We start from the raw sequence: 14,183 nt of genomic DNA, 5'->3' as shown, positions 1-14,183 counted from the left end.
TTGAGATGTTGTCTCGCGGGGTTGGGGTTTGTCTCGTTCTGTAACATCTAGACCTGTATCTGCCGAGCTAGTGTTACAGATCGAGACAATTGCCGGGGAGGGGTCCCGTCACGGCAAGACGCCCGCCGCCTAGATACAGAACCCGGGGATCACACAGGTTAGCTTGTTTGGCTTTTCCGCAGGCGTTGCGTACGTAAAGACGTCGCCGTCGTGCCCCACGCGGTTCATATAGAGCGTGCCTTCGCTCTCCGATGTGTCGGGGCTCACCGTGCGCTCCCACCAACAGGCGTCCTTGCCCTTCCACTGGCGAACCAACGTCTCGTTCGTGGTATACGGACTTACCTTGAGCTCGCGGAAGAGTTGGTACTCCTTGCCCTCGCCGTTATAGATGTCGGCCAGGTAGTGAAAGCCCTCGGCAAACGAATCGGGCGGTTGCGTACCGCACAGCTCGACCATGGCGGGCAGCCAAAGGGTTGCGGGCAACTCGCTCAGACACGACGCACTGTTGGCGGCGCCAACGTTATTCGAGACCTTTTTGACAGATTTGATGAGCGCGCGCAACTCGTTGGGCAGCAGCTTAAGGCCGTCGCCGTCGAGCCATTCTCGCAGCTCGCAATCTGCCCAGCCGGCGCTCGGCGGTTCAGCCGCAGCGTTGCGCTCGGCAATACCCGCATCGAACATAAACGTCAGTCCGGCCTTGCCCGTCCCGTCCAGAAGCTCATCGTGGCGGATGCCCACAAGCTGCGCGCCAACCTGCAGCCCGTTGGCGAGTTTCACACGCTTGGTGCACGGATAGGGGATATGCCCATCAGCGTCGAGCAGGTGGTAGCGCTTGGCAATCTCGCGTGCCTCGCTACGGGTCTCGGCGGCCTTTATCTTGAGCGAAATCTCCTGCAGCTGAGCCCAGGTGTAGTCGTCAAGCGAACCGCGGATGCCGTCCAGGTAGTCGGGGATGCCAAAGCCATGGGTTGCCGCCCCGATAACGCCGAGCCCCGCAACGGCTGCAACGACGCCGCCGATGACAAAGCGGCGGCGGGTCATGGCATCGTGACGGGCCTGCTCCAGGATCTCTCGTGCGCGCTCGTCGGCGACGTCGACCTTAAGGTGCGTGCCAGAATCGATATCAATTGCGGCCTCGTCTCCTGCACCCTCGCGGTCCTCAGATTCTGCAGCGGGGAGGTATGTCGAGAGCACCTCGAGCATCTGCTGCTCGGTAGGGCGATCGCCCTGTTCAACCGAGATGCCTTTCATGATGATCTGGACAAGCGCTTTGTCGCCCTCGCATCGCGGCTCGAGCGGTGCCGGCTTGGTCTTGGTCTTTATGAGGTAGAACGAGCCGGTCGCCGCGGCACCCGTCGACTCGACGTCGAACGGCTTACGACCGCTGTAGAGCTGGTACAGAATGCTCGAAAGCGCATAGACGTCGATCGCGGGCGAGCGACGAAGGGCCGTGATGCCTTCGATATCCTGCGTGAGCATTTCGGGCGCGGCATATGCGGGCGTGGCAAAGCGCCAGATGTCGGCGCGCCGGGTGATCGTGTCGTCGCCGAGAGCCATGGTCGCGGAGCCCATGTCGATGAGGCAGGGGTCAAAGGAGCAATCGGCAATCTGCTGCTCGAGCGTTCGGCTGGTGGTGCGGAACATGATATTGGCGGGCGACAGATCGCGATGGATGACCGGGTTCACGAGGCCTTGGGTCATCAAGAGCGCGCGAAGCACGGCGTTTCCGACGGCGGCGACCATCTGGGTGGTCAGCCCGCCCGAGGCGTCGTGCGGAAGCAGGGGCAGCGCCTGCTTGAGTGAGGTGCCCTCGACCCACTCCATGAGGATGAGCGGGTCGTCCTCGCATGAACCGTAGCCATAGACGCGCGGAAATCCGCGCAGGTGCGAGACGGTACACAGATGACGGTACTCCTCGAACAGCGCGGCGGTGTTGGCCAGGTGAGCGGCCGATTGCTCGGCGGAGCGGTCGGGGGCTTGGCCGGAAAGGATGGCGTTGTCCTTGAGTAGCTTGACGGCAAAGACCTCGCCGCTCGTGTTGGTCGCGCGCAGCACGTGCCCGATGTTGCCGTTGTTGCGGTGGGCCGTCTGGAGAATAAGCGTCATAAACCGACGCTTGGCGTCGTCCTCGGCGCTGGGGTCGACCGCCACAGCGGTATCGAACGTATCGAGACGGATGAGTTTATTGCCGTCGACGATATCCATGAGAATACTCCCGTCAATACGAATAAAGCTGGGTCATCAAGACAGGAGAGCGGAAGGGAGGTGATTTGACCCGTCATGATAGATATTGCCAGCGGCTATTTAGCCAAGGATACAACAAGGAAGGAAGTATCCGTTCCCAGCTGAAGAATGTCCCCATTTGCAATGATTGCGGAGGGAGAGGCCTCTGAAATCCCTCGTTTGCTTCGGGGCATTTCGAGCGTCCGCTCTTTTCCGTTCGATCCGCTGATGAGGATCGTCCCGTTTGTAGAATGAAGCCCCCTTGCGTACCAGGTGCCGTTTTCGAGCCAGATATGAAGATGCCGGCGTGATACCGAGCTTCCAACATCGGTGATATCGGAGGGGGTGTAGCCGATGGAGCCGATGACTGTCCCTTCGGGCTCAATGGACAGGGGATGAATCGGGGGAACGACTGAGCTGCCGATTACGCGAATTAACCCCAGTTGGGTGTGATCGGGCTTGTGAGGGGGGGGAATCGCTTCGGTTTATTCACGCTCGTCAACTGCGTTTTTAAAGAGACGGCAAGGCTCACGTTGGCAAACATCTCGGTGCTCTTAACGGCGGCCGAGGCGTTTTGTAGACAGCCGCACGCGATAAAGAGATGCAGATATAAGATGTCGCGGTCCAGCTCTGATTTGAGCGTCCCGTTATTAATTCTGTGCAGTGCGTTGGCATAGACGCTTGCGTCCTCGCCGATGCAGGTCAGAGCTTCTTGCATGTTGAGTGCCGCTGGCCCCGCATAGTGCGCGGACACGAGACGGCGCGCATTTGATCCGCCCAAATTCGAGATGATTTTCGAAAACAACGTCTGAGTGCTAATGCCAAAGTTAGAAAACTCGGCGGGATCGATGGAACCCGGCGCGGCGTTTGTAATCTTTCGCGAAAGAAACGGACGATTGGAGACATGGCTGAACAGATCAGACTTGCTCGAAATGAGAATCGAGGCGGCGGCGCAGTTGGTGATGCCGCCGAAGCTTCGCAGATCTCCGTACATCTCTGAACTTGGTGTACGCATGCTCCTCCGTTCCCGTCGTTAGCCTGACGAGCCTTTAAAATGTGCGCGCCGATTGCCGGGCTTAGGCCAACTCGTAAGGAATGTGCTGGTGGGCGCATTCGGCGTTCGGCACGATGGCACGGGTAGCACGAATCGAATGATGGTCACGCAAAGCAACGGGCAGGGTGTCCCGACCGCCGTTCGCGTAACCTTTTGCGACCATTTTAGATGTTGCGCAACACTTCTCGCAATTTCAGCGATAGAAATAATACGAAAGTTCACCAGCTGAAAGGAAAGAGTTGTGGCGCTTTACGACGAAGCTCGGACCATACCTTATGACACCTTTGACTATAAAGCGGAGTGCGATGCGTACGATAGGGCGTCCTCGGACTGGGACAAGTTTATGCAGGCCGCCGCTCTCGCGAAGTTTGCTAGCCGCAATGGTGACCGAGGCGGCGAGGAAGATTGGCTTTTGCGCGCACTGTGCTGGGTCGATTGCGGATCGGCCTATTACAGTGAGGTAGCTTACGCGCTTGCCGATCACTGCGATAGGTATGGCGTCTATATTAGCCGCTGTATGGGGGACGACGATGTGCCCACCCGCATGGACGGCAGGCTTTGGAGAAAGGTTGCTAGGGGAGAAAGCCCTAGCGATGACTCTTCAACGGACTCGCAGGATGGTTCCGGTCCCTCTGCCGAGGCCGCGGCTCAGGTTGGCGCGGCGGCTTCGAAGGGCCTGATCGACGAGGTTGGCTGGGGCACCGTTATCCTGCTGCCCTTTGGCGTCTTTATGATTGGCAAGTTTATCCTCGATACCTACGGCGATATCATCTTTGGCTTCCTGAAGACTGCGGGCATTGTGGTTGCCGTCATCGCGGCGTTGTTTGTCATTACAAAGTTCATTCTTCCAAGATTTCGTAGCTAATTACGAACGCGTAAGGAGTTCACATGCAATGCGTAGCTTGCGGAAAAACAATTCCCGATAGCATGGCTTTTTGCCCTTATTGCGGAGCCGCCCAGACGGGAGGCGCGTCTGGCTCAACGAGCTCGTCGACGGATGCCGGAAGTGGGCCATCTTCGAATTCCGGTTCTGACTCGTCGTCGCAGACTGGCGGGGCAACGTCTTCCGGTTCCACTCCTACCCCTGCGCCCAGCCCCACGCCTGGTGCTGGAACGACTTCGGGCTCCTCTGCAGGCGGAAGCGCCGCTGCTTCTGCACCCGTCGCACCGACGCAGTACGAGTCAGACAAGCGCCTGGGACAAATAGCCTGCGTCCTTTCTGCCGTTGCTTTGGTTCTCGTAATCGCTGGCCTTCAGAAGGCATACATCGGTCTCGGCGTAATCATCGCTGCTTACTTGCTGATCAACATTTTTAGGAAGTAGGAGGAGACAAACATGGCGTTATTTGGAATTATTGCCGTCGGATTTGCTCTTATTGTCGTCTACGCGATCGTGAGGGCTTTTCAAGCCCAGATCACCTTTGTTCTTGGCGCTATTGTTTTGAGCTTCTGCGCGTATGGCGTTTTTAAGGCTTTTAAGAATTACGCGGCTGCATTTAAGAAAAATGCGATTGATTCGAACAGGAGCTAGCGATTATGGCATTGACTGACGAGCGCTATAACCAGACGGCTGCTCTTTTGCCGCCCGAGCCTTCTCGTGCTGAGTACTGGCTCGATAAGGGTTTCTCTGATCTTGGAGCGACGATTCGAGAGGCGATCGTCCTTAACAGGGTTACGCGCGGGGAATTAATTACTGAGCTCTACAACGGCGGCTTTATCCACAAGGTCCTGTGGGGCATCTGCTTCCTCTCGTTTCTTGTTGCGGGCGTTGCGGGAACGGTAATCTTTGCATTCGTCCATTCGGCCGTCATCATGGTCGTAATGGTGCTCGTTTACATCCTCTTTGGTCTCTCGCGCGCATTGGATGCTTGGTATCGCAAAACGCGCAAAATGGAGTTTGTCTGCGAGCAGTGCAAGCATGTTTGGCCGACCCCAGGGTATGTTTGCCCCAAATGCGGCAAGGTTCATTCCTATCTTCGTCCCAACACGTTTGGCTTCTATACGCATGTGTGCGAGTGCGGCCAAAAGCTCCCGTGCACCTTCTTCGCGTCTGCTAAGGGGCCTGATGGATCGACCATCCATCGCTCTGACTTAGAGCAGTGCTGCCCTAATCCCAATTGCGCCCATTCGGTCGCTTCGGGTGAGGCCAGGACGATGTCTATTCCCGTTGTTGGCGGCCGTTCGGTAGGAAAGACCTCCTACATTGCGGCACTTGCTCACGATCTTGTGCTCGACCGCGCTGCCCAGCAGGGTTATGACACCGATTTTCTCGATGATGACAAGCGAGGGCTCTTCTCCGAGCTCGAGAAGATTTATCAATCGGGCGATGCGAGCATGACGAGTGAGGACTCCGACGTCAAGCGCGCCTCTGCATTCTCGCTGAGTGTCTTTGTCCGCAAGGACGGGCTCGATCCCGACCGTCTAATCCATCTCTACGACGTCGCCGGTGAGACCTTCCTTAATAACGACGAGCACGAGGACCAGCTTCAGTACGCATACGCCGAGGGTGCCGTGCTGCTGGTGGATCCCATGAGCATCCCGGATTTGGCAAGCGAGCTCGAGGAAGGACTTTCGGCAACGGATGCCGCCGTTTCTGGCCGTTCGAACCCCGACGACGTCTTGGCTTCCTTGATTGAGAAAGTCAAAAGCGTTGCCAAGCCAGATCGTCAGGGCAGATTCACCATGCCCCTTGCCGTGGTGCTCAGCAAGGCGGATCTTCCAGGCTTGGATGAAAAAATCGGACAGGCCGCCTGCAATGCGTATCTTGCTGCAAATCCCGAGTGTCCTGCCGCCGACGCGCAGGATGCCGTACTTCGCGATTTCCTGCTCGAATATGGCATGGGCAACTTCTTGACGTCGCTTAAGGCGAGCTTCCGCTCGTACCGCTTCTTTGCAGCTTCTGCCGTTGGCCACGAGCGTCTCGCCGGCGCTTACGATCCCAAGGGTGTTGTCGAGCCGTTTGCGTGGATTGCGGGCCAGGCAGACCCGACGTTTGCCACGGCGCTTTCCCTCCCCGTTGAGAACGCTGTTTCTTATGCCCAGCAGCTCGAGATCGATCGAAGGAAGAAGAGGTAGACGCACATGACTGACGATGTTTTTGTTCCCTCGTTTGAGGACGTCGCGCCCGAAGAGCCTGTATGCGAGGAGGTGGGGTGCGCAAGCGAGCCCGTTGAGACTGCCGAGCCTGCTGCGGAGTCGGCCGAGCCCGTTGAGACTGAGACGCCTACCACCGACGACACAGCTGTCGAGGAGGGGGAGTGCGATTGCGACGCGAACGCCACTGCCGACGTCGAAGTTAACGAACCGACTCCCGTTATGCCCGCCGAGGAGCTGGCGCGTCGTCTCGATGCATTGGATGAGGGCATTACTCAGCTAACGGGGCTCTTTCGCCAGAAGATCGATCGCACCACCTTTGAGGAGGAAGTGCTCAAGAACAACAGTGCGGAAATTGAGCGCTATCGCTCCGGTGTGTACGAGAAAGTCACCATGCCCCTGCTTAAGCGCGTGACGTCGGTGGTTGATGCCATGAACAAGACGCTGGCCTATCTTGGCACCGTTGAGGGGGATGCGGCTCAGCAGCAGGCGGAGGATCTCTCCGTCTATCGTGACATGCTCGTTGAGGTTCTTTGCGATTTTGGCGCCACCTCGTTTACACCCGAACCGGGAGAACGGTTTGAGAGTGGTCGTCATACGCTGGCTATGCCACGCACCTTAACGGGCGATCCTGAAAAGCGCGGCGTCATTATCGAGGTCCTGTCGCCGGGCTATGAGCTTTCGGGGTCTGTTCTCGATCCGGCATTTGTCCGCGCGTATACGTATAAAAAGGGCTACGTCGAGCCCGAGCAGCAATTAGACAAAGACGACGAGTAGGCAAGGAACCTAATCGTCTCATTCAACCTAGTCACCATTAAAGGAAGGAAATAATCATGAGTGACGAGAAGACAACGGTAATCGGCATCGACCTGGGTACCACCTACTCTTGCCTCTCTTACATCGACGAGACGGGTAACCCGGTGGTGGTCAAGAACTCCGAGGGCTCCAACACCACGCCCTCTGTGGTGCACTTTGATCCGGATGACCCCTCCAAGTACGACGTGGGTCAGCCTGCCAAGGACAATGCTCTGATTGACCCGGATTACACGGCGTCCTTTGTTAAGCGCATCATCGGCGACAACCCCGTTGCCATCACCGTTGACGGTGAGACCTACTCCCCCGAGCAGATTTCTGCCTATGTGCTAAAGAAGCTCACCTTCGATGCTTCTCAGAACATGCCCATGGGCTACGATGGTTGCGTCATTACCGTTCCTGCTTATTTTGGTGATGCCGAGACGCAGGCTACGCTTGCCGCGGCAAAGATTGCCGGCCTTAACGTGTACGGCACGGTGCAGGAGCCGGTTGCTGCCGCCATCAACTATGGTTGTGACAAGAGCGATAAGGACGAGGACGTTATCGTCTACGACCTGGGCGGCGGTACTTTCGATGTCTCCGCGGTTTCGTTCAGTCATAACGATGGCTCCAAGAACATCGAGGTCGTCTGCAACCAAGGCGATAAAAACTTGGGCGGCGGTGACTGGGATGCTGCTATTGTTGCATACCTCAAGGATGAGTTCTGCGATAAAACGGGTGCGGACGAGGACGTGTTTGACGAGTATGCCGACCAGCAGCTCCAAGGCGAAGCCGAGAAGCTCAAGTTTGCCCTTACGTCCAAGGACAGCGCAAACGCGGTTCTGAACTTTACGGGTCGCCCCCAAAAGATCAGCCTTACCATCGATGACTTTAACGACATGACGTCCGATTTGCTCTCCCGCACCATCGACATCATGCGTACCTGCTTGGATGGTGCTAAGGCTAAGGGCCATAACCCCACCAAAATCCTGCTCGTAGGCGGCTCCACGCGTATGCGTCAGGTTGCCGATCGCCTCAAGCAGGAATTCCCCGAGCTTGAGCAGGCTATTAACGATCCCGATGAGGCCGTTGCCAAGGGCGCTGCCCGCTACGCCGCCCAGCTCGCCAGCATGCTGTATCACAAGGCCGAGCAGGAGGGTACTTCCGAGGAGACGGTTGAGGTTGTCGACCAGCAGACGCAGGAAGTTAAGCAGCAGCAGAACGTCGGTGCCAACAACCTGGCAATGACGTTCGTCAATCCCGAGGACGCGGCTTCTGCCATCAAGATCTCCGTTGTCACGTCGAAGAGCTATGGCGTTGAGGCGCTGGATGACTCGGGTACCCCCTGTATTTTCAACTTGATTCTTAAGAACCAGAAGATTGATCCCGAGAAGGGCGCTTTCGAAAACACCCAGCGCTTTGGTACGTCCGAGGCCGGGCAGACGTCCGTTCTCGTTCAGGTCTATGAGAACGATGCCGAGCAGGAGAAGGTCGAGAAGGATCGCGAAGCCCTTGCGTCCGCTTCCATCGACCTTTCGGGCACCAACCTGCCTAAGGGCTCTCCTATTGACGTGACGTTTATTTTGAGCGAGCAAGGCATCCTCGACGTTCGCGCCGTTGAGCCTACGTCTGGTCAGTCCTGCGAGGTCGAGGTCGAGGTCAAGGGCGGCCTTACCGAGGACGAGATTCGCGAGGCGCGCTCCAAGGCCACGGCCATGCAGATGGTGCTTTAAGACACTAAGAAGACAGACGAGTTGAGGGAGACGATATGGGTATCGCGGTAGGTATCGATCTGGGGACGACGTTTAGCGCCGTCGCGTGCGTGGGCGCGGATGGCGAGCCCAAGATTCTCCCCAATTCGTCCGGCGAGCATACGACTCCATCCGTGGTCGCCGTCGCCGAGGACGGCTCGGTGGTTTGCGGCGACGCCGCCAAGGAGGCCCAGCTCATGGGCGATGCCAATGTGGCCTCCTTTTACAAGACGAATATGGGTAATGCCGGTTACGTGGAGTACCTGCGCGGCTGCGAGTTCGACGCCACCACGCTTTCGTCCACGTTTCTGCGCCATCTGATCGCGGACGTCTCCCGCGCCAACGGTGTCCAGATCGACTCTGCCGTGGTGACGGTGCCCGCGTACTTTGAGGCGCCTCAGCGCGAGGCGACGCTCGAGGCCCTGCGGCGTACGGGCGTGCGCGCCCTGGGCACGCTGAACGAGCCCTCGGCCGCCGCCTACGCCTACGGACTCATGAGTGCGGATGCCGCCGGCGATCGCACGATTCTCATCTACGATCTGGGCGGTGGCACGTTCGACGTCACGGTGGCCAGGCTCTCGGGGCGCGAGATCCGCGTTCTGTCCTCCACGGGCAATCACCAGCTGGGCGGTCGCCAGTGGGACAGCGCCCTCTCGGACTTTATTCTGGATCAGCTTTGCGATGCCAAGGGACTAGACCGCGACGATGTCGAGTCGGACCTCACGCCTTCCGACATCAATACGCTTGCCGTTGTATCCGAGCAGGTCAAGCGCGACCTTACGAACCGTGCCCGCACGCGTGCCCGCGTTATGGCGGAATCGGTTTCCGGAACCATCGAGGTCACGCGCGAGGACTTCGAGGAGGCCACGCGCCATCTGCTGATGCTTACAACGGATTGCTGCGAAGAGGCGCTGCGCGAGGCGGGGCTTACGTGGGCGCAGGTTGACGGCTACATTCTCGTTGGCGGTTCCACCAAGATGCCGCAGGTGCGCGAGTACCTTACCGGCAAGGTGGGCAGCGGTCCTATCGGCGGCAACGTTAACCCCGACGAGGCCGTGGCCCTGGGCGCCGCTGTGTATGCGGCCCAAAAGTGCGGCACCACGTTCTCGCTTCCCGGCGCTTCTGCTGCCGCCCCGCGTTTCTCATTGGGCGCTCTTCCCAAACTGGTGGACTGCACGGCGCACTCTATGGGCATGATTGCGGAGAGCGAAGATCGTTCGCGCTACGTCAACTCAACCATTATCGGCAAGAACACGCCCATTCCTGCCACCAATAGCCGCGAATACGCCGTGCGCGCCACGCCGAGCCGTCCGGGCTCGCTCGAGATTTACCTTCTACAGGGAGACGATCCTGCGCCCCTCAATAACACGGTGGTGGGTAAGTACGTGGTTCCCGAGATTCCGGGCGAGCGCGGACGTGAGGCGCACGTCAAGGTCTCGTATTCCTATACGGAGAACGCCACCATCGAGGTGGGCGCAACGCTTGCGTCCTCGGGCAAGTCACTCGAGGTTCAGCGCGCTGAGGTCGAGTCCGACCTCTCGCGCTTCCTGAACGCGCCGACGGATAACGATGTTAAGGGCGGGGATCATGGTCCCGTCGACGCCCGAGTGATGATCTGCGTCGATGTCTCAGGCTCTATGTTCGGCAAGGGTTTTGCTGCCGCGGAGGAAGCCGTCGATTCATTCTTGAATTCTGTAGACGGCTTCGGCGTTGAGGTCGGTCTTATGTACTTTGCGGACAGATCGATGATCGCCTCTTGGCCGAGCTGCAATTATTCTGATGTTATTGGGGGGACGCGAGGGCTTGGTTTTACCGACTTTGATACCGCCCTCGAGTACAGTAAATCCGCCTTCATTAACGGCGGTGGCAAAGGCTTTTATTGTTCCAAGGCCTACGGATGTGGAGGCGGCAATGAAGCCGATCCACTGGATGAATTCTTTATGTGGCGTGAAAGGCGGGATGTCCAAACTGATGGATACTCTGACGTCGCCCTAATCCTAACGGATGGTTATTGGGATGATGGTGCGTGTAAGTCAGCGCGTCGCAACGCCAAGACCCTTAAGCGCGACGGCGTCACCATCATCGGTATCGGAACTCCTGGCGCTGATCTTGAGTTTCTAAAAGAGATTTCCACCTCGGATAGTTACGCGGGCCTCTTCGACTTCTCCGAACTCGGCACCGCGTTCTCGAGCATCGGCCGCTCCATCTCGAGCGGATCTGGCATCAGCATTTAGGGAGCCTATTTATGGAACAAGAACTCAACTTGCTACTCGTCGTCGGCGCGCCGCTTGACCCCGTTCCTTCACAGGAAAAGCTCCGGCAGCTGCTTACGGATGCACGTGTGGTGTGGGGCCCCAAGGCTTCGCGCGGTACGGACCAGATTATCTACAAGCGCTTCTTGGGCGAGGTCCCCAACATGGAGAAAGCGTTTGCCGATGGTAACGAGGCCCAGGTCTCTGCCATCGCGGCGAATGCTCTCAAGGTTGTGAACGGCGCGCTCGATCCGGTGCTCGAGGCGGCGGCGGAAAACAATCAGATTTCTGCCGGTCAGCTGGATCTTATCTGCAACAAGACCAAGAAGCGCATTAAGAAAACCCACTTTGGCGTTGAGTATCAGGTGGATGAGGCCCTTGTGCGCAAGCGTGCTGCCGAGCTTAAGTACACGGTTGCCGAGGGCGGTGCCACCGCATCTACCAACGACGGATCAAACGATGTCTACAAACGCTACATGGAAGATAAACTTCCTGGTTGGGCGGGCTATAAAAAGGAGACGGATCTTATTGCCCTGGGCAAAAGCGATCTGTACGACTTTGCCTGCCCCGACGGCTGCGCCGACCCCTATCGCGCCCCGAGCGCAGACCTGCTTGCGAAGGCAAAACAGGTGGCGGGATCGTTCCGTGCTAACACGCCCGAGCAGGCTGCCGCGGCGAGCCTTGAGGCCCTGTGCCGCAAGGCCTTTGGCACAGACGACGCTCGTAAAGAGTACGACGCATGTCTCAATCGCCTTAAGCTCAACCGTGTCTTTGATGAGCTCGACGAGCTCGCATCGTTCTCGGACAACAGCTTAAGGGTCGAGCAGCAGCGTGCTGCCGTTGAGACCCTTGCTCCCTTTGTGGCGGACAAGACCGAGGCGCGTTCCCTGCTCGTAGGCCACTGCAAAAAGAAGGGCATTTCGCTTGAGCGAGATGCAGAGCTCGACTCGCTCGTTCAGTGCCGCTGCGGTCATATGAACGACAAGTCTGCTGCCACGTGCGGTCGCTGCGGTTTGCCGCTTATGCTCGAGTGCCCCTCGTGCCACAAGAAATACCCCAACACCAACGATCGCTGCCCCGGTTGCGGTGCGCCTTTGGGTGCGGCCATCGAGGATGCGGAGCGCTTGTGCGACGCTGCCGATAAGCTTGCGGGCTGGCTCAACTTTGAGGGTGCGAAGGCAAACCTCGCTCAGGCGCGCTCGGCGTGGCCGTCCTTGCCCCGCGTTGCCGAGGTCGACACAAAAGTCGCTCAGCTCCAGGCTGCCGCGGGCGATTTGGGCGCCAAGCTCACGTCCGCCATTGCGGAGCGTCGCTTTGCGGAGGCAGACGGACTCTTAAGGCGCGCCTTGCTCGTACCGGGCGTCGATGCTGCCTATCTAAAGGCGCGTGAGGCGGAAGTTTCTTCGGGCGTAGCCGAGGCGGACGATCTTGTGCGTCAAGCTCAGGGGACGGCAGATGCGGAGGAGGCTGCCGAGCTCTGTGAGCAAGCGCTCGCTCGCTGCGCCGACCACGCCGCCGCCCGTTCGTTCCTTGCGTCGCACGCCCCGCAGTCGGTTTCCAACTTGGAGGCTCGCGGCAATGCCGAGACTTCGACCGTAAGCCTTGTTTGGCAGCCGAGCCGTTCGCGCGGCGCACTTGTGTACGAGGTCTACGTTGTCGAGGGTGACGGTTCTTCCGGCGATCAGCTCCTTGGCACGACTGATCAGCCCTCATATACCCACGAGCATGCTCCCCAAGGGTGCGCGCTTGCATACAAGGTGGTTGTCGTACGCGTCGGTGTGCGTTCCCAGCCTGCTACGAGCGAGGTTATCGCTCTTGCGCCCGACCTTACGGACGTGCGTTTTATGCCGGCGCATGAACAGATCGAGGTGTCTTGGAAGCCGCTGCCATCGAGTGCGACCGTTCAGATTACGCCGCTCGATGGCGGGGACCCCATTACCGTCCCATCTGGTGGTCACTACGTTATCGGCGGCCTTACGGACGGCGTGACGTATCACTACGAGATGAGTGCTTCCTTCGATATCGTTGGCTTGGGCCGTCGCCAGACGCATCCGCAGACATTCGAGGCGACCCCGCTCGATGCTACACGCTATGTAGACGGCCTTGTCTCGCGTGCTCATAAGGGCGCGGAAGGCGTCTTTGATCTTGAGTGGGAGGATGTTGGCGCCGAGGTGCGTTTCTTTGGCTCCGTGGACGCCAAATCCATTCCCCAGCCGGGGTCGACGTCCGATGTGGCCTCGCTCGAGCGAGACTTTGAAGTTGTGAGCGTGAACGTTGCCGGGCCGGGCAAAGGCACGCTCACCTGGAAGAGCGATGAGGTCCTTTACTTCTTTGCGGCCACGGTTTGCGGTAGCTCCGCTATCGTGGGCGCCAAGGCTCGTGTGTCAAATGGCGGCAAGGTAAGTATCGACTCCATCGAGGAGGCAAACGGCAAGCTGCTTATCTATGTCTCGGTAAAAGACCGAGCGGTGACGGGGTTTAGTGTTGCCGTGAGTGAGACAGGTTTTGTGGACGACCTTTCAGACTCCTCGTGCCAGCCACGACCCGTTTCCAAGAAAAACTGGGAGCGCGATGGCTGTCTGACCGTGCCGGCACCTGACGGACAGAGGCTTTACGTCTCGGTCTTTTCGCGTAAGGGCAGTGTGGGCAGCTTTGAGTTCTCGGATCCTGCGCAGCAGATTTTTGAACGTCGCCATGCGCATGTATGTTACGAGCGCACGGATAGCAAGAAGCTTTTTGGTCCCAGGGAGTCTACGTTTACGTTTTCGGCCCAAGAGGGCGGCTCCTTCACGTTGCCCAAGACAAAGGTTGCCTATTGCATCGGCAACCTGTCGCCTGCGTTATCGGTCGATTCCGTAACGCTTGAGGAGTTTGGTCCCGTCGAGGTCGATGGAACCTACAGCATCACGGTTACGTTACCCAAGGCCAAGAAGATATCTATCCAGGCGTTTCCTGCTGCGGGCATTAAGTCTGTAGAGGATGCCTACATTACCTCTTCCGGTTATCTCGTTCAGTAAAG

Annotated in this window: 11 protein-coding genes; 8 read left to right on the top strand and 3 right to left on the bottom strand. The window is 58.3% G+C overall.

The features are described from left to right. Positions 1-129: 129 nt before the first annotated feature. The 3 genes from CSV91_RS04675 to CSV91_RS04665 all read right to left on the bottom strand — a co-directional run bounded on the left by CSV91_RS04675 (position 130) and on the right by CSV91_RS04665 (position 3,238). Complete coding sequence (locus tag CSV91_RS04675; RefSeq protein WP_099431998.1) at positions 130-2,205, bottom strand: protein kinase domain-containing protein; 2,076 nt, start codon at positions 2,203-2,205, stop codon at positions 130-132. A 95-nt stretch (positions 2,206-2,300) separates the two neighbouring features. Next, positions 2,301-2,579, bottom strand: coding sequence for an FHA domain-containing protein (locus CSV91_RS10265; protein ID WP_414436975.1), 279 nt, complete (start codon positions 2,577-2,579; stop codon positions 2,301-2,303). A 77-nt stretch (positions 2,580-2,656) separates the two neighbouring features. Then, positions 2,657-3,238, bottom strand: a complete 582-nt coding sequence (locus CSV91_RS04665) for a hypothetical protein (protein WP_147579385.1) — start codon at positions 3,236-3,238, stop codon at positions 2,657-2,659. Positions 3,239-3,518: 280 nt separating this feature from the next. Here CSV91_RS04665 and CSV91_RS04660 point away from each other — a divergent pair, with 280 nt between their 5' ends. The 8 genes from CSV91_RS04660 to CSV91_RS04625 are packed head-to-tail and all read left to right on the top strand — an operon-like array spanning position 3,519 to position 14,181. Beyond that, complete coding sequence (locus CSV91_RS04660) at positions 3,519-4,142, top strand: hypothetical protein (RefSeq protein ID WP_099431995.1); 624 nt, start codon at positions 3,519-3,521, stop codon at positions 4,140-4,142. A gap of 23 nt (positions 4,143-4,165) precedes the next feature. Next, the gene (locus CSV91_RS10260) at positions 4,166-4,600 is read left to right on the top strand and encodes a zinc ribbon domain-containing protein (RefSeq protein ID WP_099431994.1); all 435 of its coding nucleotides are present in this window, start codon (positions 4,166-4,168) and stop codon (positions 4,598-4,600) included. 12 nt (positions 4,601-4,612) lie between these two features. After that, positions 4,613-4,807 (top strand): hypothetical protein, encoded by a 195-nt coding sequence (locus tag CSV91_RS04650; protein ID WP_099431993.1) that lies wholly within the window; start codon positions 4,613-4,615, stop codon positions 4,805-4,807. Between the two features lie 5 nt (positions 4,808-4,812). After that, positions 4,813-6,351 carry a TRAFAC clade GTPase domain-containing protein gene (locus tag CSV91_RS04645; protein ID WP_099431992.1) on the top strand — a complete coding sequence of 513 codons (1,539 nt, stop codon included), beginning with the start codon at positions 4,813-4,815 and terminating at the stop codon, positions 6,349-6,351. Positions 6,352-6,357: 6 nt separating this feature from the next. Beyond that, positions 6,358-7,146: a nucleotide exchange factor GrpE gene (gene grpE, locus CSV91_RS04640; protein WP_099431991.1), complete on the top strand. Its 789-nt coding sequence runs from the start codon at positions 6,358-6,360 to the stop codon at positions 7,144-7,146. Positions 7,147-7,202: 56 nt separating this feature from the next. Further along, positions 7,203-8,894: an Hsp70 family protein gene (locus CSV91_RS04635; protein WP_099431990.1), complete on the top strand. Its 1,692-nt coding sequence runs from the start codon at positions 7,203-7,205 to the stop codon at positions 8,892-8,894. 35 nt (positions 8,895-8,929) lie between these two features. Next, a complete protein-coding gene (locus CSV91_RS04630; RefSeq protein WP_099431989.1) occupies positions 8,930-11,146 on the top strand; it encodes an Hsp70 family protein in 2,217 nt (738 codons plus the stop codon). Between the two features lie 11 nt (positions 11,147-11,157). Beyond that, the gene (locus CSV91_RS04625; RefSeq protein WP_099431988.1) at positions 11,158-14,181 is read left to right on the top strand and encodes a zinc ribbon domain-containing protein; all 3,024 of its coding nucleotides are present in this window, start codon (positions 11,158-11,160) and stop codon (positions 14,179-14,181) included. Positions 14,182-14,183: the final 2 nt, after the last annotated feature.

The sequence above is a fragment of the Collinsella aerofaciens genome, from assembly GCF_002736145.1.
GTDB lineage: Bacteria > Actinomycetota > Coriobacteriia > Coriobacteriales > Coriobacteriaceae > Collinsella > Collinsella aerofaciens_A.
Note: the sequence above shows the minus strand (reverse complement) of the source record. Positions and strands in the feature narration are given on the sequence as shown.